This window comes from Brevibacillus sp. YAE8, assembly GCF_057543335.1.
This window is the reverse complement of record NZ_BAAIYG010000006.1, coordinates 144,109-167,379: the sequence shown is the minus strand read 5'-3', so window position 1 is coordinate 167,379 and position 23,271 is coordinate 144,109. Positions and strand designations below refer to the sequence as shown.

At 55.5% G+C, this 23,271-nt stretch carries 19 protein-coding genes; 16 read left to right on the top strand and 3 right to left on the bottom strand.

The window, feature by feature from the left end; all coding sequences use genetic code 11:
* The first annotated feature begins 112 nt into the window (after window positions 1-112).
* From AC27IT_RS12015 to AC27IT_RS12005, 3 genes are all read left to right on the top strand, one after another.
* Window positions 113-1,483, top strand: a complete 1,371-nt coding sequence (locus AC27IT_RS12015) for an alkaline phosphatase (protein ID WP_005829501.1) — start codon at window positions 113-115, stop codon at window positions 1,481-1,483.
* A gap of 171 nt (window positions 1,484-1,654) precedes the next feature.
* Window positions 1,655-3,937 (top strand): DEAD/DEAH box helicase, encoded by a 2,283-nt coding sequence (locus AC27IT_RS12010; protein WP_025844827.1) that lies wholly within the window; start codon window positions 1,655-1,657, stop codon window positions 3,935-3,937.
* Complete coding sequence (locus AC27IT_RS12005; protein ID WP_005829505.1) at window positions 3,927-5,312, top strand: ribonuclease H-like domain-containing protein; 1,386 nt, start codon at window positions 3,927-3,929, stop codon at window positions 5,310-5,312. The genes AC27IT_RS12010 and AC27IT_RS12005 overlap by 11 nt, the downstream gene beginning before the upstream one ends.
* A 461-nt stretch (window positions 5,313-5,773) precedes the next feature.
* Here the strand turns inward: AC27IT_RS12005 and AC27IT_RS12000 are convergent, their stop codons facing one another.
* On the bottom strand, window positions 5,774-6,241 hold the full coding sequence (locus AC27IT_RS12000) for a hypothetical protein (protein WP_005829507.1): 468 nt from the start codon (window positions 6,239-6,241) through the stop codon (window positions 5,774-5,776).
* Window positions 6,242-6,323: 82 nt separating this feature from the next.
* On the opposite strand from AC27IT_RS12000, the gene AC27IT_RS11995 reads away from it, so the two are divergent.
* Window positions 6,324-6,779, top strand: a complete 456-nt coding sequence (locus AC27IT_RS11995; protein WP_007783002.1) for a hypothetical protein — start codon at window positions 6,324-6,326, stop codon at window positions 6,777-6,779.
* A gap of 285 nt (window positions 6,780-7,064) precedes the next feature.
* Here AC27IT_RS11995 and AC27IT_RS11990 read toward each other — a convergent pair whose 3' ends face one another.
* Window positions 7,065-7,637, bottom strand: coding sequence for a GNAT family N-acetyltransferase (locus AC27IT_RS11990; RefSeq protein WP_007783000.1), 573 nt, complete (start codon window positions 7,635-7,637; stop codon window positions 7,065-7,067).
* A gap of 102 nt (window positions 7,638-7,739) precedes the next feature.
* Here AC27IT_RS11990 and pdxR (AC27IT_RS11985) point away from each other — a divergent pair, with 102 nt between their 5' ends.
* From pdxR (AC27IT_RS11985) to AC27IT_RS11950, 8 genes are all read left to right on the top strand, one after another.
* On the top strand, window positions 7,740-9,167 hold the full coding sequence (pdxR, locus tag AC27IT_RS11985) for a MocR-like pyridoxine biosynthesis transcription factor PdxR (RefSeq protein WP_026558025.1): 1,428 nt from the start codon (window positions 7,740-7,742) through the stop codon (window positions 9,165-9,167).
* Window positions 9,168-9,266: 99 nt separating this feature from the next.
* Entirely contained in the window at window positions 9,267-9,848 is a 582-nt protein-coding gene (locus AC27IT_RS11980; RefSeq protein WP_007782995.1) for a TetR/AcrR family transcriptional regulator, read from the top strand.
* Window positions 9,845-10,216: a DMT family transporter gene (locus AC27IT_RS11975; protein ID WP_005830646.1), complete on the top strand. Its 372-nt coding sequence runs from the start codon at window positions 9,845-9,847 to the stop codon at window positions 10,214-10,216. The genes AC27IT_RS11980 and AC27IT_RS11975 overlap by 4 nt, the downstream gene beginning before the upstream one ends.
* Complete coding sequence (locus AC27IT_RS11970) at window positions 10,213-10,659, top strand: YvaD family protein (RefSeq protein ID WP_005830647.1); 447 nt, start codon at window positions 10,213-10,215, stop codon at window positions 10,657-10,659. The genes AC27IT_RS11975 and AC27IT_RS11970 overlap by 4 nt, the downstream gene beginning before the upstream one ends.
* A 279-nt stretch (window positions 10,660-10,938) precedes the next feature.
* A complete protein-coding gene (locus tag AC27IT_RS11965) occupies window positions 10,939-11,790 on the top strand; it encodes an MIP/aquaporin family protein (protein WP_026558023.1) in 852 nt (283 codons plus the stop codon).
* Window positions 11,791-11,899: 109 nt separating this feature from the next.
* The gene (gene glpK / locus AC27IT_RS11960; protein WP_122905667.1) at window positions 11,900-13,399 is read left to right on the top strand and encodes a glycerol kinase GlpK; all 1,500 of its coding nucleotides are present in this window, start codon (window positions 11,900-11,902) and stop codon (window positions 13,397-13,399) included.
* A 164-nt stretch (window positions 13,400-13,563) separates the two neighbouring features.
* Window positions 13,564-15,231, top strand: a complete 1,668-nt coding sequence (locus AC27IT_RS11955; RefSeq protein WP_327945450.1) for a glycerol-3-phosphate dehydrogenase/oxidase — start codon at window positions 13,564-13,566, stop codon at window positions 15,229-15,231.
* 13 nt (window positions 15,232-15,244) lie between these two features.
* Window positions 15,245-15,799, top strand: a complete 555-nt coding sequence (locus AC27IT_RS11950; RefSeq protein WP_283858278.1) for a glycerol-3-phosphate responsive antiterminator — start codon at window positions 15,245-15,247, stop codon at window positions 15,797-15,799.
* A 577-nt stretch (window positions 15,800-16,376) separates the two neighbouring features.
* Here AC27IT_RS11950 and pdxR (AC27IT_RS11945) read toward each other — a convergent pair.
* The gene (gene pdxR / locus AC27IT_RS11945; protein WP_283858277.1) at window positions 16,377-17,792 is read right to left on the bottom strand and encodes a MocR-like pyridoxine biosynthesis transcription factor PdxR; all 1,416 of its coding nucleotides are present in this window, start codon (window positions 17,790-17,792) and stop codon (window positions 16,377-16,379) included.
* A 126-nt stretch (window positions 17,793-17,918) separates the two neighbouring features.
* Here pdxR (AC27IT_RS11945) and AC27IT_RS11940 point away from each other — a divergent pair, with 126 nt between their 5' ends.
* The 4 genes from AC27IT_RS11940 (at window position 17,919) to AC27IT_RS11925 (ending at window position 23,269) form a co-directional block, all read left to right on the top strand.
* Window positions 17,919-18,920 (top strand): proline dehydrogenase family protein, encoded by a 1,002-nt coding sequence (locus tag AC27IT_RS11940; protein WP_005830663.1) that lies wholly within the window; start codon window positions 17,919-17,921, stop codon window positions 18,918-18,920.
* 166 nt (window positions 18,921-19,086) lie between these two features.
* Complete coding sequence (locus tag AC27IT_RS11935) at window positions 19,087-21,459, top strand: DUF7408 domain-containing protein (protein ID WP_340673769.1); 2,373 nt, start codon at window positions 19,087-19,089, stop codon at window positions 21,457-21,459.
* On the top strand, window positions 21,456-22,382 hold the full coding sequence (locus AC27IT_RS11930; RefSeq protein ID WP_025848279.1) for an ABC transporter ATP-binding protein: 927 nt from the start codon (window positions 21,456-21,458) through the stop codon (window positions 22,380-22,382). The genes AC27IT_RS11935 and AC27IT_RS11930 overlap by 4 nt, the downstream gene beginning before the upstream one ends.
* The gene (locus AC27IT_RS11925) at window positions 22,379-23,269 is read left to right on the top strand and encodes an ABC transporter permease (RefSeq protein WP_327945443.1); all 891 of its coding nucleotides are present in this window, start codon (window positions 22,379-22,381) and stop codon (window positions 23,267-23,269) included. The genes AC27IT_RS11930 and AC27IT_RS11925 overlap by 4 nt, the downstream gene beginning before the upstream one ends.
* Window positions 23,270-23,271 lie beyond the last annotated feature (2 nt).

Sequence of the window (23,271 nt, the reverse complement as noted above, 5' to 3'; positions counted from 1 at the left end):
CCGCCTTTACCAATCGCTTACATTTCTTTACACAAAGCCCGTCCGAGCTCAACAGAAGAAGAGTATGATTGGTGACATGCTTATGAACATTCCTATTTGCAGGAGGTACAAAATGTTTCGCACATTCCCGAAAAAGCTTGTCCCAGTAGCTGTCATCTCTTCCCTGGCCCTGACGACGGCGCTGTTTGGCGGAAATTCCGGTCTGGTCAAGGCGGCAGAAAATAAAGCGGGCAACGCCCAGGTCAAAAACATCATCTTCCTGATCGGCGACGGCATGGGCACGTCCTATACAACGGCTTACCGTTACATGAAAGACGACCCGGCGACTCCTGTCATGGAGCCGACCGAGTTTGACAAATATTTGGTCGGGGCGCAAATGACCTATGCCGAAGACGAAAAGCAAAACATCACCGACTCCGCCTCTGCGGCGACCGCCATGTCTTCCGGTGTGAAGACGTACAACAACGCGATTGCGGTCGACAACGACAAATCAGAGGTAGAGACAGTGCTGGAGCGGGCCAAAAAAGTCGGCAAATCGACTGGCCTGGTGGCTACTTCGGAAATTACGCACGCGACCCCGGCTTCGTTCGGCGCGCACGATGAGAGCCGCAAAAACATGGACGCGATTGCCGACGACTACTACGACTTGCGCATTGACGGCAAGCATTCCGTCGACGTCTTGCTGGGCGGCGGCCTGAACAACTTCGTGCGCAAGGACCGCAATCTGACGGAAGAATTCAAAAAAGACGGCTACAGCTACGTCACGAGCAAGCAGGAACTGCTGAGCGACAAAAATGACAAAATTCTCGGTCTGTTCGCAGCAGGCGGAATGGACAAAATGATCGACCGCACGGACAAAACCCCGTCCCTGGAAGACATGACAAAGGCCGCGATTGAGCGGTTGAGCAAGAACAAGGAAGGCTTCTTTTTGATGGTGGAAGGCAGCCAGATCGACTGGGCTGGTCACGACAACGACATCGTGGCGGCGATGAGCGAGATGGAAGACTTCGAGAAGGCGTTCAAGGCTGCCATTGACTTCGCGAAAAAGGATGGAAACACGCTCGTTGTCGCGACAGCGGACCACTCCACGGGCGGGCTGTCTGTCGGGGCGAAGGAAGAGTACAACTTCCTCGTCGCGCCAATCAAGGCGGCGAAGCGCACGCCTGACTTCATCGCCGCGGGAATCGCCAAAGGCGCGAGCGTGGAAGAAACGTTGAAAAAGTACATCGACCTGCAACTGACGCCAGAGGAGATCGCTTCCGTGAAAAAGGCGGCGGAAACGAAGAAGCAAGTCGAGATCGACAACGCAATCGAAGCGATTTTTGACAAACGCTCCTTCACCGGCTGGACAACGGGCGGCCACACAGGCGAGGACGTCAACGTGTACGCGTACGGTCCATGGAAAGAAAGATTTTCCGGCCTGATCGACAATACGCACAATGCGGAAGTGATCTTTGAAATTCTCGGCGAAGCGAAGAAATAAAGGGGCAAGAAAAGAAGCTGCCAGGCTTATCTGGCGGCTTTTTCTTTTGGACGGGCCAAGCCATCGTCTCACCTGGCCTGTCTCCCGGGAAAAGTCGCTTTGGCCAAAACGTCCGAAGGGGTTTACAACCCGAACGTCCATTCGTAGAATAAGGGCAAGAAGGTGAGCCTGGTGAAGATGAAAAAAGACATGGCAAGTATTTTGGAGCATTTGAAAACAGACGAGCGTTTTCGCGACAATATCGCCCACTGGCGGGTCATTCCGGCCCGCGAGGCCAAAACGGTTCCGTTTCCGCAGGAGATGGATGCGCGCATCCGGGAAGCGCTGACGCGAAGAGGAATTGCCTCTTTGTACACGCACCAGGAAACGTCTTTTCGCCATGTGCGAGCGGGCAAGCATATCGTCGCGGTCACGCCGACTGCCTCCGGGAAAAGCATGTGCTACCATCTGCCGATTCTCCAGACGCTGGCAGAGGATACGCAGGCGCGCGCGCTCTACCTGTTTCCGACCAAGGCGTTGGCGCAGGACCAGAAAGCAGAGCTGCACGAGCTGATTACCGAAATGGGGCTGTCGATCAAATCGGAAACGTACGATGGCGACACTCCGGCCAACATCCGGCAAATGGTGCGCAAGGCGGGCAATATCGTCATCACCAACCCGGACATGCTGCACTCCGCCATTTTGCCGCACCACACCAAATGGGTTTCGTTTTTCGAGCATTTGAAATACATCGTCATCGACGAGCTGCATACATACCGCGGCGTCTTTGGCAGCCACGTCGCCAATGTGATACGCCGCCTCAAGCGGATTTGCGCCTTTTACGGCAGCGCGCCGCAGTTCATCTGCACCTCGGCGACGATCGCCAACCCGCGCGAACTGGCGGAAGCGCTGACGGAGGAACAGGTAGAGCTGGTCGACAACAACGGAGCGCCGTCCGGCGTCAAGCATTTCGTCTTCTACAACCCGCCTGTGGTCAACCGCCAGCTCAACATCCGGCGCAGCGCCACGCTGGAGGCGCGGGACATTACCGAGCAGTTTTTGACCAACAGCATTCAGACGATCCTGTTTGCGCGAAGCCGCGTCCGCGTGGAAATTTTGCTGACGTACTTGCAGGAGCTGATTAAGCGCAAGCTCGGCCCGAAGACGATTCAAGGATATCGCGGCGGCTATTTGCCGAGCCAGCGCAGGGAGATCGAGCGCGGCTTGCGGAGCGGCGACATCATGGGCGTAGTCAGCACGAACGCGTTGGAGCTGGGCGTAGACATCGGACAGTTGCAGGCGTGCGTCATTACCGGGTATCCCGGCTCTGTCGCCAGCACGTGGCAGCAGGCGGGCCGGGCAGGCCGCCGTCAGGGCGAGTCGGTCGTCGTCATGGTCGGCAGCTCGACGCCGCTGGATCAGTACGTGATCGCCCACCCGGAGTACTTTTTTGACCGCAGTCCGGAGACGGCGCGGATCAACCCCGACAACCTCATCATTTTGGTCGACCATCTGAAATGCGCGGCGTACGAGCTGCCGTTTCGCGAAGGCGACACGTTTGGCCGTGCGGAAATTACGGAAGTCTTGGAGTTTTTGACCGAGGAGCAAGTGCTGCACTATTCGCGCGGCAAATGGTTCTGGATGAACGATTCGTTCCCGGCCCACAACATCAGCCTGCGGTCGGCCTCGCAGGAAAACGTGGTTATCATCGACATCAGCGAGCGGGGCAACGAGCGGGTCATCGGGGAAATGGACCGCTTCAGCTCGATGACGCTGTTGCACGAGGAAGCTATTTACTTGCACCAAGGGACGCAGTACCAGGTCGAGAAGCTCGACTACGAGGAAAAGAAGGCGTACGTCCGGGAAGTGCAGGTCGACTATTACACCGATGCGAACCTCGCCGTCCAGCTCAAGGTGCTGGAGCAGGACCAGACCCGCCGCCACGGGCAGAGCGCTTTCGCCTACGGGGAAGTTTCCGTGCACGCGATGGCGACGATTTTCAAAAAGATCAAGTTCGAGACGCACGAAAACATCGGCTCCGGCCCGATTCATTTGCCAGAGGAGGAGCTGCACACGAACGCGGCCTGGATCGGCTTTTCCGATTCGCTCCTGGAGGAGATCGGCACAGAGGACGTGGAGCGCGGCCTGGTCGGCCTCGCGCATGTGCTCCAGCACGTGGCCCCGCTGTTTGTCATGTGCGACCCGCTGGACCTGCACGTCATTCCCCAGCGCAAGGCCGTCCACTCGCAGGAGCCGACGATTTTCCTGTACGACCGCTATCCGGGCGGCATCGGCCTGTCGGAGCAGGTGTACAAGGAAATGGAGACGATTCTCGCCCAGGCAGAGCGGCTCATCAGCTCCTGCCCGTGCACGTCAGGCTGCCCGTCGTGCGTCGGCGCGACCGACGACGGCAGCAAGGAGCTGGCGATGACCTTGCTGCGCATCGCCCAAGGGGGAAGCGTCCATGTCTCTTAAATCCAAGCTGCAACGGATGAAGGGGCACATGTCGCTGGACGCGGGCAAGGTGGCGAACGAGCCTGCCGCGGCAGGAGAGCAGGCCGAGCAGCCGGCCGGACATTCGGCAGGACAGCCGTCGGAACAGCCCGCGCCTATGCCGTCCGAACCCGAAAAACCGCCCATTCCCTTTGCGGACAGATGGCAGTCCTTGCAGGCGGCCCCCTACTTTTGGGACGACGAGCACGTCATGATCCGCGAGGTGCGCTATCCCGTCAGCCAGCGGCACGGCGCCTACAGCTTTGCCCAGCTGCACGAGGCCATTGCCATCTGGGAGGCGTCCGGCAGGGAGCATCCCCTGTCGGCGGCGGGCAGGAAGGCAGAAGAGTTGCTGTTTTTTGACACGGAGACGACCGGGCTGTCCGGTGGAGCGGGCAACGCTGTTTTCCTGCTGGGCTACAGCCGCCTGGAGGGAGAAGAGGTTGTCGTGCGCCAGCATTTTTTGCCTGCCCCCCATGCGGAAGCGACCTTGTACCAGTCGTTTCTCGCGCAGGCGGAAAAATCGTCGCATCTCGTAACGTTCAACGGAAAGTCGTTCGACTGGCCGCAGGTGCGGACAAGGCATACGCTGGTGCGCGACCAGGTTCCGGCCTTGCCTGTCTTTGGTCACCTGGACCTGTTGCACGGTGCGCGCCGACTGTGGAAGGCCGAACTGGAATCGTGCCGCCTTGGAATCATCGAACAGGAAAAGCTGGACGTTTTCCGCGAGGACGATTTGCCCGGCTACCTCGCGCCTGTGCGCTACTTCGATTTTTTGCACTCGCAGGACCCTGACGTGATCGCAGGGGTGCTGCGGCATAACGAGACAGACGTCCTCTCACTCATTACGCTCTACATCCATATGACCCGGCTGCTGACGGATCAGCCCGACGTGGCCGCCTCCCCGGAGGAACGCTTTGAAATTGCCAGATGGTACGACGCGCTGGGCGACCAGGAAGCAGCGCTGGCAGGCTACCGCTTCGTAGCGGACAGCGGCCATGCCTGGAGCAATCGGGCAAGGCTTGCCATCGGCCACCTGTACAAAAAGCAGAAGGACTGGCGGCAGGCTTTGCATGTCTGGGAGTCGTGCATGGCATCGTCCGGCTATGTCCCCGAAGAGGTTTACATCGAGGCCGCCAAGCTGTGCGAGCACCAGCTCGGCGACGCGGAAAAGGCGCTCCGCTATACGCGGCAAGCCTACGAGCAGTGGAAAAAGCGGGGCACGCTCTTGCGCAACCGTTCCAAGGCCGAGGCGCAGGCGTATCAAAAGCGGATAGTTCGGCTGGAAGCGAAGGTTATGGGTAGTGCCGGGCAGGAGAGTTTGTTGTCCGGGTTTTTCGATTGGGCGGATGAGTAGGGCACGGGAAAAAAGATGGGGCTGTCCAAAAAGTCCCAATATGCCAGAGGCACCAAAATGGCAACATTGGTTTGTCAAGGTTTTTGAAATTCAAAAGGGGCATCTCTAAGTCGATACATCGACTTTTGAGACAGCCCCTTGACCGTTTCGTGCGAAAATCAGGAGTAATGGTACGAGACTTCCAACGTCTGGCTGTCGAGCCGCTTCAAGTCAACGATGGGCAACTCGCAATTTCTTAAAGCAGATTGTTAACCTCTCGGCAAGCTCTTCATAGCAAGTTTTCATATTTGAACACGATATATCGGTGTACCCATAGTCGCATATAGTCGTGAAATAATGTAGCCCCCGGCAATCAGGGCTAGCAAGAAGGGGGGATTTCGGCAACTCAACTTCCACGAAAGTTTTTAAGTAGAATGTGTAGCCTAATTAATGCGTCGCGATACAGCGCGATAGTCGATAATTTAATCGACTAATTTATATACCCATACGGTCCCTTCAACAGATCCTTCAATACTTATACGATATTTAGTAGCCTGCTCAAGATCAGCAAAATAGGCGGTGTCTCTTCCGTCGCTTAAGTCTACGGTGTCAACAACGAACCAATCTCCTGTATCTTCATCGAATTCTTCGACATGAACTTCGTAAGAATCCCACAAGCCTGTTGTAGTTGCGTTGGCTTCAACTTTCAATCCACGTTCTCTATAATCTAACACCAGCGTTTTTTTAATTTGAAAGTAACTACGTACCTCAAAATCAGCTGACCACTGATATATTTCTGACATCATAGGTTTTACGATGCTTTTCGAGGTGGTTGTTTCTTCTTTGTGGTCTTTTCCACCTTTTGCAAGAGCACCGTCAACAGGCATGACAAGGGCAAGTATGGATAGGGTTGTTAAAGTAGCCATCTTTGCTTTTTTGACAAATTTCATTTAATCCTATCTCCTTTTCAAATAAAATAGTATACTAGAATTATATTACAATATTCTAAATAAATGGAAGAGGTGGATTTCCTTGAGTTCGCAAAAAAATACATCAAATTCCAATATGATGAAAAAAATCAATTTAATATTTTTTTCAATTACCGGCATTGCTTTACTGCTTGCATCTCTTGCATACTATTTTTTTTGGTACAATACACCGGAAAATACAATTGAACGTTATTTAACTCTAATCAAAAATAAACAAGGCGAGCCAGCATATGAGTATGTTTATAAGAACGCTGATAGCTATTACCCAGAGCGCGAGGATTTTTTACGTTCGGTTGCGGATTCGAGAATAGTCGATTTTAAAATTGATGAAGCAACTGCAATAAATGATACGGAAACCGAGGTGAAAGTATTAATAAGCTATACTAGTCTGAAAAACAGCGTCCAGAAAATCATAAGAGAAAAAGAACAAACTTTCATGGTGAAAAAAGTATCAGGCGAGTGGCTAGTAAGCTTAAGAGGACCTGATGGGGAAAGTTGACAAATAGTCCTAAATATAGATAGCTGTAACTCTTGCAAGAAAGTGGTGTATTAAGACGGGGAGAGCATTTCTCGAACAAATCCAGGAATGGGGGACGAAATGGGGACAAACTTCACTTGTAAATCCAACAATCCACTAAGATACAAACGAGAAAAGGGGTTGTCTCAAAAGTCGCTATTTCGACTTCGAGACGCCCCTTTTGTCTGTCAGAAACGTTGATATAGCCAAGCTTCCGATTATAAAACACTAGTGGAACCCGTACTTCTTGGACGTCTCCCCTGCCTTCTACTTCCCATACTTCTCCCGATACTCACCAGCCAGCATCGACATCAGAATCGAATCATGATAACGATGATCGTAATAAAGCGCCTGCCGCTGCACTCCCTCCCGCTGGAAGCCGAGCTTTTCATAAGCGCGTATCGCACGTTCATTGTAAGCGAACACGTTCAGCTCGATGCGGTGCAGGTTGAGAATGCCGAAGCCGTAGTCGAGCATCAACAGCAGCGCTTCACTGCCGTACCCTTTGCTCTGATACGCAGGCTGATGGATGGCGATGCGGATGAAAGCGTTGCGGTTGTACGTGTCGATGCCGCCGATCTGCACGTCGCCGATCAGCTGATCGTTTTCGCACAAGGCGATTGCCAACAGCACGCTGGACGAATCCTGTGCTTTGCTTGCCAGATATTGCGCGATTTGCTCGCGGGTGTAGTGCTTTTGCGTTCCTGTCAGTTTGCGCGTTTCCGGGTGGTAGAGCGATTGGTAGTAAAAGTCGACATCGTCCTGTCCGAGCGGGCGCAGATAGACGCGTTCTCCCTGCAAAAAACGGACGGGAGCATGGTGCTCTCGATGAGTAGACATCGTTTGTGTCCTCCCTGTCAGATTTCATTTTTCACCAGCATAGCGAACAAGTGTATACTTGAAAATGCACAGTTTTGCAAAAATCAAAAGGACAGATGACCGATGCTCTTGACGCCCAAATGGGACGAAAACGGAAACGAACCGCAATACGTGCAACTGTACACGTTCCTCAAAAACGAAATCATTGCAGGCAGGCTGGCAGAAAAAACGCGGCTGCCGTCCGTGCGCAAGCTGGCAGATGCTCTCGGTTTGAGCACGACGCCTGTGGAAATGGCGTACCAGCAGCTTTTGGCCGAAGGGTTCATCCGAAGCAGGCCGCGCAGCGGCTACTTCGTGGAGAAGCTGCCTGACCCCGAGCTTACGCCAAAAGGGCAAGGGGTGTCCGAACAGCCCGAATGGAGCAGACCGCTCCTGCGTGACAACCGCAAGTACCGATACGATTTTCACATGTCGCAAAACGATTTTTCGCTGTTTCCGCACACGCTCTGGCGGCGGCTGTACAATCAGGTGCTTGGCGGCGAGCGGCAGGAGGAGCTTTTTTACGGCGATCCGCAGGGCGAGCCGGGACTGCGCCAGCAAATTGCCGATTACGTGCGCAGGTACCGCGGCGTCGTCTGCACGCCGGACCAGATCGTCATTGGCGCGGACCAGTTTGGGCTGCTGTCGCTGATCTGTCTGATGCTGCGGCCGCAGCTTCAGCGGATCGCGGTGGAAAATCCGGGCTATTTGCTGTATGCCAATACGTTTCGCCAGCACGGGTATGAAGTGGTGCCGATCTCGCTTGCAGCAGACGGAATCTGCGTAGACGAGCTGTACGAATCAGGGGTGCGCCTTGCCGTCATGTCGCCCTCGCACCAATTTCCGCGCGGGATGATTATGCCTGTATCCAAGCGGTTGAAGCTTTTGGACTGGGCGCAAAGCGTCGGCGGCTACATCGTCGAGGACGACTACGATGGCGAGTTTCGCTACCACGGCAGGCCGATTCCCGCCCTGCAAGGGCTGTTGCCGCAGACCAATGTCATTTACATGGGCGGCTTCGCGCAGGTGATGGCTCCGGCGCTCGGCATCTGGTACATGGTGCTGCCGCCTTCCTTGCTGGACGCGTATTTCACCCTGCTGCACGACACGTTGCTGGAACAATCCGCGTCGCGGCTGCATCAGCGGACGATGGAGATTTTTATGCAAAAAGGCCACCTGGAAAAGCACGTCCGCAAAATGCGCAGCCTGTATCGCAAAAAGCACGACGCCTTGCTGGCGGCGGTCCATAAGCATTTCGGCGAGCGGGCGTCCGTGATCGGGGCGGATGCGGGCTTTCACGTCTTGCTGCGCGTGTACAGCGAGCGCCCGGAGGAAGAGTTGAAGCGGCTGGCGATTCAGGCGGGGATTCGCGCATCGTCTGCGGCTTTTACGTGGCTGAAGCCGCCGGCGGAGATGCCCAAGGAGTTTTTTCTCGGCTTTTCCGGCATTGCGCTCGACCAGATCGAGCCGGGAATTGCGGCTTTGCACCAAGCCTGGTTTGAGGGCAGTTGACATCAGGGGAGCAGGTGAGTATGCTATTTGTAGCCACAGGAAAATATAGAAAACAAAATATTTTCCTTGTTTTACGAGTGCGAGGGGGTTCACGCGGAAATGCAGGAGCGAATTTTGCAATGCGCCCAACAGGAGATCGAGACGCGAGGCATTCGCTTTACGATGGCGGATTTGGCTCGGCGGGCGGGGATCAGCACGAAAACGTTGTACGCGAGCTTTCCTTCCAAAGAGGTGCTCATCGCCAGGCTCATTGCCGACAGCATCGAGGAATTGAAGGCGAGCGAAGACCGGATTTTGCATGATCCGCACCTCGATTTGACGGAAAAGATGCGCGAGCTGCTGGCATTGGTGCCGAGCGGCTTTGCCCGGACGGATTTGCGCGTCTGGTACGAGTTGAAGCGCTATTATCCCGCGCAGTGGAAAATGGTGGAGGAAGTCTACCAGGAAGAGTGGGAGCATGTCCGCGTGCTGCTTGAGCAGGGCGTCGAAGCTGGCGTGTTTCGCCCGGTTCAGCTTCCGATTTTGATTTTGATGTACACGGGAGCGCTCGATCAACTGATTGACCAGCAATTGTCCGGTCGGCATCAGATGACGATCGGGGAGGCGCTGGACGCGATGATTGATATTTTGCTCGGCGGCGTATTGGCTGCGCCAGCGACGAGAGGGGAAACGGGAAAATGAGTTGGGTGTATTTGCTGCTGGCGATTTTGCTGGAGGTGGCGGGAACAACTTCGATGAAGCTGTCGGAAGGGCTGAGCAGGCCGATTCCGACTGTGTTGATGTTTGTGTTTTACGTGCTGTGCTTTTCCTCGCTGAGCCTGGCGCTGAAAGAAATGGAAGTGGGCACCGCGTATGCGATCTGGTCCGGGCTGGGAACGGCGATGATCGCTTTGATCGGCGTCATCGTCTTCAAGGATGCGTTTACCGTGAAAAAGGTGGTGGCGGTCGCGCTGATTATCGTGGGCTGCGTCCTGCTGAATCTCGGTGACGGCGCCCATGCCCAGCAGCCTGCAAAAGCGCAGCAAGACGCGGGAATGACGGCCGAATGAGCAGAACTGCGCCCAGGCTGTTCGTGTTTTTCTGGCTGACCGATGTGGCGTTCATCGTCTATTGGGCGATTGTGTTTCTCCGGCTGTTGCCTGCGGAGTACATGTACCAGGACTACCGCGATCCGAATCTGGTGGCGTGGAATCTGTCCTTTTTTCCGCTCGACATGCTTGTATCGCTCACGGGCTTCGCGAGCCTCTACTGCTATCGGCGGGGGAGTGAGCGCTGGAAGCCGATAGCACTCGTCTCACTTGTGCTCACATTTTGCTCCGGCCTGCAGGCGATTGCCTTTTGGGCGTTCAAAGCCGACTTCGACTGGTCGTGGTGGCTGCCGAACCTGTTTTTGCTGATCTACCCGCTGTTTTTTCTGCCGGAGTTGGTCAGGGCGGCAAGCAGCGGGAAAAAAGGCTTTAAGCCGCAGAATGAAGCGGAAAGGCAGCCATGAGCAAAGCCGTTTGCGACAGGAAAGAAAACGGATTCTTGACAGATTTTACGTGTCCACTATATAGTAGGACATAAGTTAATAGTGCTGTGGAGATTGGGAGATCAGCTAATATTTGCAAAAAGAGGGCAGCGCCCTGCGTTTTTGCGAGTATTGGCTTTTTTGTTTTCTCCACAAAAAAACAAAAAGGAGTTGGGTGAAATGTAAGCGCTTTAGAAAACGGTTTCATTGCGATTTTTCGGCTGGTTTACATGGTCGTTTTTCAAAAAAGGGGGTAAGGACATGTCTGCTTACGTAGGAGAATTGGTCGGGACAATGATCCTGATTATTTTGGGGGCAGGGGTATGCGCAGGCCAAAACCTGAAAAAAGCATACTCGCAAAATGGCGGCTGGATCGTCATTACACTCGGCTGGGGGCTTGCCGTAGCGTGCGGTGCATACGCAGTTGGCAGCATCAGCGGCGCGCATCTGAATCCTGCGCTCACGATTGCGCTGGCGAGCATCGGGCAGTTTGCGTGGGAGCAGGTGCCGGGCTACGTGTTGGCGCAATTTGTCGGTGCATTTATGGGTGCGACGTTTGTCTGGATTTTTTACTATCCGCACTGGCGCGAGACAGACGACCCGGCAGCAAAATTGGGGGTATTCGCAACCGGACCAGCGATTCCACATACAGTTGCCAACTTGTTCAGTGAAATTTTAGGTACGTTTTTCCTGGTGCTTGGTCTTCTGGCCATCGGTGCGAATAAATTTGCAGAAGGATTGAATCCGTTTGTCGTCGGCTTCCTGATTGTCGCCATCGGCTTGTCTCTCGGCGGAACGACGGGCTATGCGATCAACCCGGCGCGTGACCTCGGGCCGCGAATCGCCCACGCCCTCCTGCCGATTCACGGAAAAGGCCACTCCAACTGGGGCTACGCCTGGATTCCCGTCGTGGGGCCGATCATCGGTGCGGTGTGCGGTGCCTTTTTCTACAAGTGGACGTTTACCGACCACAGCCTGACCGGAGTGGTGGCCCTGGCCGTATTCATGGTCATCGCGATGGCAGTCGGGATGGCGAGCAAAAAGACAAATGCTGCCCAGGCGAGCGGCAAAAATCTGGCAGCAGATCGGGCGCATTCCCAATCGCATTCGTAAGCGGCGGCGAAAGCCCGATTCCGTCTCAAAAAAAAGAAGCAGGGAAAAGTCCCTGTCGCAAGTAAAAAGATCAGATCCAATGTTTCTATTATAAGGAGGAACAGCCGCTATGGACAACAAATACATGCTCTCGCTCGACCAGGGAACAACAAGCTCCCGTGCGATTTTATTCGATAAATCCGGCGCGATCATCGGGGTGGCCCAAAAAGAATTTACGCAAATTTACCCCAAGCCAGGCTGGGTAGAGCACAACGCCGAGGAAATTTGGGAGTCCCAACTGGAAGTGCTGAAAGCGGTTTTGCTGGAAAACCACGTGAAGCCGGAGCAAATCGCGGGTATTGGCATCACCAACCAGCGCGAGACGACCGTTGTCTGGGATCGCCACACCGGAAAGCCGATCTACAATGCAATCGTTTGGCAGAGCAGACAGACCATTGACATTTGCAACCAGTTGAAAGAGCAAGGCTATGAACAGACCGTCCGCGAGAAAACAGGTCTTTTGATCGACGCCTATTTTTCCGGGACGAAGGTCAAATGGATGCTCGACCACGTAGAAGGCGCACGGGAAAAAGCGGAGCGAGGCGACCTGCTGTTCGGAACGATTGACACGTGGCTGATCTGGAAGCTGACAAATGGCCGCGTCCATGTGACAGACTATTCCAATGCTTCGCGCACGTTGCTGTTCAACATCCACACGTTGGAGTGGGACGAGGAATTGTTGTCCATGCTGCAAGTTCCGAAAAGCATGCTGCCGCGCGTCTGCCCATCCAGCGAGCTGTACGGATATACGGACGAAAAATTGTTCCAGGTGCAAATTCCGATTGCCGGTATCGCCGGAGACCAGCAGGCGGCTTTGTTCGGTCAGGCGTGCTTCACAGAGGGTACGGCGAAGAACACGTACGGAACCGGATGCTTCATGCTGATGAACACAGGGGAAAAAGCAGTAGCCTCGAAAAACGGATTGCTGACCACGATTGCCTGGGGTGTAGACGGCAAGGTGGAGTACGCGCTGGAAGGCAGCATCTTCGTGGCAGGAGCAGCGATTCAATGGCTGCGCGACGGTCTGAAGCTGATTGAGAAATCGTCCGATTCGGAAAAGCATGCGCTGGCTGTTGACAGCACAGACGGCGTTTACATGGTTCCGGCGTTTGTCGGGCTGGGCGCACCGTATTGGGACATGGAGGCGCGCGGCGCGATTTTCGGCCTGACTCGCGGCACGACAGAGGACCATCTGATTCGGGCGGCGTTGGAATCGCTCGCGTACCAGACGCGTGACGTGCTGGAGGCGATGGAGGCCGATTCCGGCATTAAGCTGCAAAAGCTGGCCGTAGACGGCGGAGCGGTAGCCAACAACTTCCTGATGCAGTTCCAGTCCGACATCCTGGCGACAGAGGTGGAGCGTCCGCGCGTCAATGAAACGACTGCGCTCGGAGCTGCCTACCTCGCAGGACTTGCGGTCGGCTACTGGAACAGCAAGGAAGACATCGTCCACAACAAAGTGGTGGAGCGCTCGTTTGTGCCGAATATGCCGGAACAAAAACGCGAGGAGCTGTACGAAGGCTGGAAGCAGGCCGTGCAGGCGACGATGGGTTACAAGATTAGGCATTGATTTTTGCGGCAAATAGGAATAGAGTAAAGATAAGTTAATAAATTGCTGTGGAGACCGTGGAGACAGCCAGTATCAAAAGGGCAATGGACAATTTTTCGTTGCTTCTTTTGGATATTGGCTGTTTTTTGTTTTTTCTTTAAAGAAAAGAAAGGATGAACACAACAATGAACAATCAACGAACATTGTCAGCAAGAACGCGTCAGACATGTTTGGAAGAAATGGCGGGCAAGCGCTTTGATCTTTTGATTATCGGCGGCGGTGTGACAGGAGCGGGCATCGCGCTGGACGCTGCTTCGCGCGGTTTGAGTGTAGGGCTGGTGGAAAAGCAGGACTTCGCCGCAGGCACGAGCAGCCGCTCGACGAAGCTCGTCCACGGAGGCCTGCGCTATTTGAAGCAGGGCGACGTGCAGCTCGTGCGGGAAGTCGGCAGGGAGCGGGCGATTTTGTACCGCAACGCTCCGCACATCGTCATTCCGGAAAAAATGATTTTGCCGATTGTGGAAAAAGGCACGTACGGCAAGCTCGCTACCTCCATCGGGTTGTACATTTACGACGTGCTGGCCGGAGTCGAGCGCAAGGAACGCCGCATCATGCTGAACAAAAAGCAGACGATGGAGGCAGAGCCGCTGCTGCGCACGGATATTTTGAAGGGGGGCGGCCTCTACTTCGAATACCGGACGGACGATGCCCGTCTGACGATCGAGGTCATGAAGACAGCCCGCTCGCATGGCGCTTTGTGCGTGAACTATACGGAAGCGACAGAGTTTTTGTATGAAAACGGCAAAGTGACAGGGATTCGCGCGAAAGACTTGCTCACGGGCACCGAGTACGCCATGCACGCCAAAAAAATCGTCAACGCCGCAGGTCCTTGGGTGGATCAACTCAGGGAAAAAGACAAGTCGCTGTACGGCAAAAGACTCCATCTGACAAAAGGTGTCCACCTGGTCGTTCCGTACAACCGGCTGCCGCTCAAGCAGTCTGTGTACTTCGACGTATCCGACGGGCGCATGCTGTTCGCGATTCCGCGGAATAACAGTACGTATATCGGCACGACCGACACGAACTACCAGGGCGTGCTGGAGCGGCCGACCGTGACTCGCGAAGATATGGAATACGTGCTGCGGGCCGCCAACGAAATGTTCCCGACCGTGAAGCTGACCGAGCAGGATGTCAGCTCAAGCTGGGCAGGGCTGCGGCCGCTCATTCACGAGGACGGCAAATCCCCGTCCGAGCTGTCGCGCAAGGATGAGATTTTTTACTCGAAAAGCGGACTGATTACGATTGCGGGCGGCAAACTGACAGGCTTCCGCAAGATGGCGGAGCGCATCGTCGACGTCGTGGCCAAACAGCTTGCAGAAGAAGAAGGCAGATCGTTCAAGCCTTGCCAGACGGACAAGATCGTGCTTGCTGGCGGCAACTTCGCCTCTGCAAGCATGATCCCTGCCTATGTGAAAAAGCAGGCGGAGCGGCTGCGCGCAGCGGGCATCGGCGAAGAACAAATTCGCGTGCTTGTAGGAAAGTTTGGCAGCAACAGCGAAAAAATAGTAACGAAGTGTCTGGAATATATGGAGCAAGACCAGACGCAGACGGCGGCAGAGGCACTGCTTTTGGCCGAGCTGCATTACGCACTGGATGAAGAAATGGTCATGACCGCGAGCGACTTTTTGATTCGCCGCACCGGCCGACTGTTTTTTGAACGAGACTCGCTGGAAGCCGTATATCCGCGGGTAATGGATGAGCTTGCCAAAGAGCTGCATTGGGATGCAGAGCGCAAAGACCGTGAATGGAAAGCTTTTGCCGAGGAATACCATCTTGCCAAAACATTTCTATAGGGGTGACTCCTGATTGGCCAACCAGATTAATCAGCCTATTCTTCCGGCTGCGCGAACACTGAAGGAATTTGATGAACTGATGGAGACGTGCTACGAGCGCATTATTTTGCTGAATGCCCATATCGCCCAAGTCAAGCCGCTGGGCAAACGCGCGCGGGCGTTTGGGAAAAAGCTGCTGATTCACGCCGATCTCATCGACGGTTTGAAGTCGGATGAGTACGCGATGGAATTTCTTGCACAGGAAGTAAAGCCTGACGGAATCATCACGACGAGAAACAGTGTGATCTTGGCCGCGAAGAAAAAAGGGCTGATTTCCATCCAACGTCTTTTTCTCATCGACACGATGGCGCTGGACAGCAGCCTGACGCAACTGGAGCGGACAAAACCCGACTACGTCGAGGTGCTGCCGGGGATTATTCCGCATCTGATCGAGGAGATTACCGAGCGGACAAAGATTCCGGTCATTGCGGGCGGCTTCATCCGTACGAAGGAAGACGTGGATCGGGCTCTGCAGGCGGGTGCTACCTCTGTCACCACCTCGCGCAGAGAGCTGTGGGCGAAATCGTAGGAAAACCGCGACGAACACCGTCAAAAGCCGGACATTCCGTAAAGGGATGCTCCGGTTTTTTCCATTTTTTTGTAGACCATCATCCCGTCAATAGGTAGATGGCAAGTGATAGAAAACATAGGTAGACACCTGATTTTCCCTTGCGCAAGATAATAGTCTATGCGGGTGAATGCGCCCCTGCATATATACATATAGTCATCAAAAATCAATGAGGAAAGAAGGCGACAGCATGTATTATCCAAGCTCAAACTGGACGTCATCGAACTCTTCTTCTTCGTATGGACACTCTTCCTACTATCCTTCGCAGCGGGATGGACAACGCCCGCCAGGCCGGGATCACGGCAGAGGCAGAGGGCAAGACTGGAATCGCAGACGGAGATGCCCCGATCACTGTCGGCATTGTCCGCCTCAGTGCTGCGGACGTCGTCATTGGTAATCTCTTGATAATGCGTAAGTGCAGGCAAAAACGATAGAGAAAAGAGCCAAATCTCCTGACATAAAGGAGTTTGGCTCTTGTTTGTCGTGCGCGTGCTGACAGGAAAACAGGAAAGTCGGCTTGCGAGGCACAGACGGCGGCTCAGCCATGCATGCCGTGCAGCGCCAACCCTTTTTCCAGCCGCGCGACCCCTTCCGCAATTTTTTCCTCGCCAACATTGCCGTACCCGAGCACGATCTTGTCCGCGTGCCTGCCTTTTGCAATCGTGTGCTCCTCCACCGGATAGACGCGCACGCCTGCTGCTTCCAGCGCAGCCACAACATCCGGCGTGAACCGGACGTGCGAAAAAGCAGCGACGATATGCAGCCCGGCGGCCTCGCCCCAGATGGCGACCTGATCGCCAAACGTGTCGCGCAAGGCGTCGGTCAGACATTGGCGGCGCTTTTTGTACAGCTTTTTCATCCGGGTGACGTACTTTTCCAGATGGCCTTCCTCGATGAAGCGGGCAAGCGCCAACTGGTCGATGGAAGGCGTATGCAGGTCGGTCAGCCATTTCGCTTTTTGGTAGCGCTCCACCAGAGCTTCCGGCAGGACGAGGTAGCCGAGCCGCAGACCGGGCGACAAAATTTTGCTGAAGGAGCCGATGTAGATGACCCGTTCGGGAGCAAGCCCCTGAATCGAGCTGATCGGCGGACTCTCGTAGCGGAACTCGCTGTCGTAGTCGTCCTCGACGATGTAGCAATCGACCGAGCGCGCGTACTGAATCAACTGGATTCGGCGCTGGATCGTCAGCGTGGTTCCGAGCGGAAACTGGTGGGAGGGCGTCACGAACACAAAGCTGGGGGCGGCGTTGACCGGCGTAGCGGACAGCTTGTCCATAGCCATTCCGCAGGCGTCGACCGGAACTGGACAGAGCCTGGCTCCCGTCGACGCGAAAATCGTCTGGATGTCCTGCGTGATCGGGTCTTCAATGAGCACGCGGCTTTCAGGCGCAAGCAACACTTTGGCGATCAGCATGAGCGCCTGGGTAGCGCCGGAGGTCATGACGATTCGCTCCGGCGCGCACTGCACGCCGCGCGTCCGATACAGATAGCGGCTGAGCACATCGCGCAGCTCGGCGCGGCCCTCCGGCCGATTGTAGCCGAATGCCGACAAAGGGGCGTCCTGGCAGACCCGTTGGACTGTTTTGCCCCACAGGCTGCGCGGAAAATGTTCCAGGTCAGGCACACCGGAACGAAAATCAATGAGTCCTTCCGACTGATCGCCAGGCGAGGGTTGCGGGAGGTCTGTGCCGCGAGCGAACTGCTCCAGATAAATGCCGGGGGCAACGAAGTAGCCGGAGCCTTGCCTGCTCTCGATATACCCTTCGGCAAAAAGCTGGTCGTAGGCTTCGATGACGACGTTTCTGGATATGCGCAGCTCCTGCGCCATTTTGCGGGTGGAAGGCAGCTTGAAGCCGGCGGTCCACTCGCCGCGCAGTATTTTGTCGCGAAATTCAGAATAAAGCTGTCTGGTCAAAGGAATCGGCTTGTCCCGATCAATGTCAATCCACAGCAAGGCGAGCGGGCCTCCTTGTACAACTGGTTCTGTCAAAACAACAGCAAACTGGATCTGATCGACACAAGCTTACCATGGTAGGGTGAGAGAAGAGAAGAAAATCCCCCAGCCAAAGGAGAGAGAGCCTTGACCGATCAGGAAAAGATGACCGCCCATGTATTGAAAGCGATCGCCCGGGATGCGGGCATGAAAGAGTTTGTACAGAACACGCCCAAGCTGTACCGGATGCTGTTGGCCGCAGCAAAGCGCTACGTGACGGGAGAGACGCGCGAAGACGCGATGCGTGTCGCGGCCAGGCTGAAGCAAAGCGGCTATTTGCTCTCCGTCGAGCACATCGGCGAAAATACGATGGACCGAGGAGAGGCGCAGCTCGCCAAGCAGGAATTTTTGCAACTTGCCACAGACTGCTCCCGGCTGGACACTATGGCCAACATCTCGTTTGATCTGTCGCATCTGGGGCTGTTGTTTCAGCCGAAGACAGCGTTTGAGCATGTGGCGGAGATGGCGGAATGCGCCAAGGCGCACGGGCAGTATTTGATGATTAGCATGGAGGAGTCAGCGAAGACCGAGGCGATTTTGCAGATGTACGAGCGGTTGACGGAGCGGCACGACAATATCGGGATTACGCTCCAGGCCCATCTGCACCGTTCCGTGGCTGATCTGAAGCGCCTGCTGCATCTGCCGGGCAAAATCCGCCTGGTCAAAGGCGCGTTTCAGGAGCCGCCGGAGCTGGCGCTGGCGAGGTCCTCCGAGCTGAACGAGCGGTATTTGCTGCTCGCGGACATGTGTGTGGAGGCTGGTCACGAATGCGCTCTGGCGACGCACGACCAGGCGCTGGTCGACGTGCTGAACGAGCGCGGGTATTGGCAGTGTCCGCAAGTGGAGGCGGAGCTGCTCTACGGCGTGCGGCCCGAGCTGGCCCGGGACTTGCGCAAACGGGGCGTGCCTGTCCGGCTGTACTTGACGTACGGAACCGAGTGGTACTTGTACCTTTGCCACCGCCTCGCCGAATATCCGCCGCACGTGCACCAGGCGATCGCCGACATGTTTGACCCGTCGCGGATTGACGACGCGAGCTATGACGTTACCGAAGAAACCGAAGCCGTTTGCCCCAGCCACCTCGCCTAGCGTGAGGTGGTTTTCGGTTTGGCGGCCTTTTGCTTTTGCGCCGGGCTTTACGCAATCGCTCTCCTTTTCAAAATAAACTGTAGCTTTTTGTCTGCCCCAAACGTCTATACGTGTAGTAAAAAGGCGAATGAGCTGCAAACGAATAGACCATGGAGGTTTTGAGCGAATGAAAACGGCGAAGTGCAAACGATGGCTTCTTTCCACGTATACGCTCCTCCTGCTGCTGGTGTGGGGACACGCCCACCCGGGAGCAATCGCCCTGGCAGAAGGAACGATCCAGTTGGGCGTGAGCGTGGGGATCGACGGAGTGTACAGGGAAGAGGGGCTGGTGCCAGTCGTGGTGACCGCGACAAACGGAGGCACCGATGTGGAAGGCGACCTGATGGTGGCGACAGGAAACAGGGGAAACAACCAGTATTCTGTCGCCTATTACCAGCCAGTGTCCATTGCCAAAGGCGCGACCAAGCAGGTGACGATCATGGTCCCCGGCTCGGAGCTTGACAGCAGTACATACGTGGCGCTGATGGAAAAAGACAAGATCGTGGCGAAAGCCCCTGTAAGCGGCAGACGGTACAGCTACGACACCCTGATGATCGGGGTGCTGGCGCAAAGTGCCGATACGGCCAATTTTTTGGGGATGCTGCCAAAGGATACTTTTCCCAACGACGTCAAAACAGTGCCGATGAAGCCGGAGCATGTTCCGACATCCGGCGCGCAGATGCAAATGCTCAGCATGCTCGTGCTGAACAACTTCGCGCTGGACTCGTTGAATGAACAGCAGATTCAGGCGATACGCGACTGGACCAAATCAGGCGGCAAGCTCGTTCTGGCAGGGGGCGCCCAGTACCGGAAAACAGCCGGGGCGCTGGCTGACCTGTCTCCTGTAGAAGTGAACCAGGTGACGAGTGTGAAGACGCTTGCCAGCATGAAGGCGGAGAAAACGAACCCGATCGGCTTGACGGCACCGTTTACCGTCAGCAGCGGTACTTTGAAGGCAGGCAAAGTGTTGTACAGCGAAGGAGCGATTCCACTGTTTGCCGTCCACAGCGTCGGGGAAGGCAAGGTGCTGTACGTCGCCTACGACCTGGCAGAAGAGCCTGTCGCAAGCTGGGCGGGGAATGGCCGATTCTGGTCAGACCTTTTGCTCAAGGCGTTTGGCTCCTCGCTTAACGACTACAAGTCTTCATCGTTTGACCGTATCTGGCCGCTGCATGACGCAGCCGACATGAATCCGGCCCTGAAAATTCCCGAGGTCAGTTGGTTTGCGCTGTTTTTTGGCGTGTACGCCCTGATTGCCGGGCCGATCCTGTTTTTCATTTTGCGGGCATGGCGCAAGCAAAGCTACATGTGGGTCGTCGTCCCGTCGCTGTCGCTGCTTACGGGAATCGGAATTTTCTCGTTTGGCGCCATGCAGCGCGGCGAAGGGGTGCTGATTCACCAGACGGGCTTCGTCCAGTTGCAAAACGACGGACAAGCAAAAGTGAACAGCGTGACCTCGTTTTTTGTCCCGAGCAGTGGCGATTACCGCCTGACCGTAAAAGGCCAAGGCCAAACCCAGCCGGTGCTGGAGCGAAACCGGGCCAACGAAATTCCGAAAATATGGGCGTTCGCCCAAAGCGATCAAACCGAAGTGCAGTTCCGCGACGTAGAGTTCTGGTCGACGCGCAAGGTGGCGACAGAGCAAACGATTTCGGATGTGGGCAGCTTCGAGTCGAATCTGTCCTACAGCGAAGGCACGTTGAAAGGAACCGTCACGAACAAGACCAAATTCGCCCTGCGCGACCTGACGATTTTCTCGGGAAGCCAACTGCAGGAAATACCGGAGCTGGCTCCGGGGGCGAGCGCAGAGGTCAATCTGCCTTTCCAGCCGTCCGCACAGGCGAGATTCGGGCATCGACAGTCGTATGCCATGCAGGCCTTGCCTGCGCATATGCGCTCCTTCCAAAACGAGCGGACGCGCGAGCAGGTCATGATCGAGATGCTGGAAATGACCGGGCGCAGAGGCAACCAGTCTGAAATCGTCAGAATCGTGGGCTGGACCAACCAGCCGGTTGTCGATGCCGCCGTGCAGCCAGAAAACGCCAAGACAGACAGCATCGCCCTGGTCACTTCGGAGCTGAAGGTGCAGCCGTCCAAGGACGGGCATGTGTACTACCCGACAGGGACATTTGACGTCACGCTGGCAGGCAGCTCCGTTCCGGTAGTGGATGAGGGCGACGGCTACCGTCTCGAGGCAGGAGATATCACATTTGACATCAATCTGAGCCAGGAAGGCAAAAAGCTGGCGATTACCAACGTGTACCTGTACACCTGGTCCGATGACAACACGACGTTTGCCAAAGAAGTGTACAACTGGAAGACAAAAGCCTACGATCTGTATGAAAAAGCGTTCAACAACAATGTCATGACAGGCGACAAGGCCGCTGACTATGTCTCGGCCGACGGCATGCTGCGCATCAAGTTTGCCCATCAACTGCCCGATCAGCGCCACATCGGCATTCCGAACGTCAGTGTGGAAGGGAAGGTGAGCCCGCTGTGATTCAAATCCGCAATTTGTGCAAGAGCTACGGGAAAATGCAGGCGTTGAAGAACTTGACGATGGATATTGAAAAAGGCACGGTGTTTGGCTTCGTCGGTCCGAACGGGGCGGGAAAATCGACGACGATGTCCATTTTGGCCACCTTGCTTGCCCCGACGAGCGGCAAGGCGTACGTGGGCGGCTACGAGGTGACGAGCCACCCGAAGGAAGTGCGCAAGCTGATCGGCTACATGCCGGACTTTTTCGGCGTCTACGACAATTTGACGGCAGAGGAGTACCTTGATTTTTACGGAGCGAACTACGATATTCCGGCGGCGCAGCGAAAGCAGATCATTCCCCAACTGCTCGATCTGGTCAATCTCAGCCACAAGCGGGATGCCTACGTCGACTCTTTGTCGCGGGGGATGAAGCAGCGGCTCGGGCTTGCCCGTTCGCTTGTGCACAACCCGGAAGTGCTGATTTTGGATGAGCCTGCTTCCGGCCTGGACCCGCGGGCGCGGATTGAGCTGCGGGAGATTTTGAAAGAGCTGCGCGACATGGGCAAGACGATCATTATCAGCTCGCACATTTTGCCCGAGCTGGCCGAGATGTGCGACGTCATCGGAGTGATCGAGGAAGGGACACTGGTGGCGTTTGGCCGGGTGGACGAGATTTACGCCAAAATGCAGGAGCAGCGAGTGCTGCGCATCCGCCTGACCGGACAGTTCGAGGAAGCGATGACCCGCCTGCGCGAAATGCCTGTCATTACGAGCGTGACGCGGGAAGGGAGCTGGGTGGTCGCGAGCTTTGCGGGAAACGACGAGCAGCAGGTGGAGCTTTTGCGGGAGCTTGCGGTCGCAGGCTATCCGGTGGCGGCTTTCAATGAAACGGTCGGCGATCTGGAAGACATCTTTTTGGAAATTACGAAAGGGGTGGGCTCATGAACGTCCTGAGACGATTGCGCAACCCTGTCCTGTTCAACGAGTGGAAAATGCGGATGCGGACGAACCGCTCGCCGTGGATCATTCTCTTTTACTTGCTGGTGATGGGAAGTATGACGCTGCTCGCGGTCTTTTTCATGACCAACGGCGGCAGCTACTACAACCCTGGCGAGACGCGGGAGTTGTTCATGCTGCTGTCGATGATGCAGCTTGGCATGATCGGCTTCGTCGTTCCGGGGCTGACGGCGGGTGTGATCTCGGGAGAGCGTGAGCGGCAGACGCTGAACATCCTGTTGACGACAAACGTGAGCGCCACGCGGTTGATTTTGGGAAAATGGCTGGCCTCGCTCAGTTTCATGACCTTTCTTGTCTTTGCCACGATCCCGCTGTACGCCATCGTGTTTTTGTACGGGGGTGTCTCTCCGCTTCAACTCGTCAAAGTATTCGGCTTTTATGCGATTACCATGTTTGCTGCCGGCAGCATCGGCGTGCTCATGTCGACGCTCATCAAGCGCACGGGAATCGCTACGGTTGTCACCTATGCCATGGCGTTCGGTATTGCCATCGGGAGCAGTGTGCTGGCGGAAATCATTCGCGAGTTTATTCGCTATCAAAACCGGATGAATCAGGTCGCCTCTGCGCCTATGCCGATCTGGCCCGATCTGTTGCACAGCATCAATCCGGTGCTTGCCATGCTGAACATTTTTGATGAAGGGCCAGTCCGTGACTTGCGGGGCATAGCCAACCAGCAGAGCTTCTGGGCGAGCATTGATCCGTTCTGGTACTACTGCCTCTTCTATGGCGCGCTGACTCTCGGATGCCTGCTGCTTGCGATTTACTTCATCCAGCCCGTGCGGGGCAGGGTGCGCAAAGCGGCCGCAAAGGAGTAGTA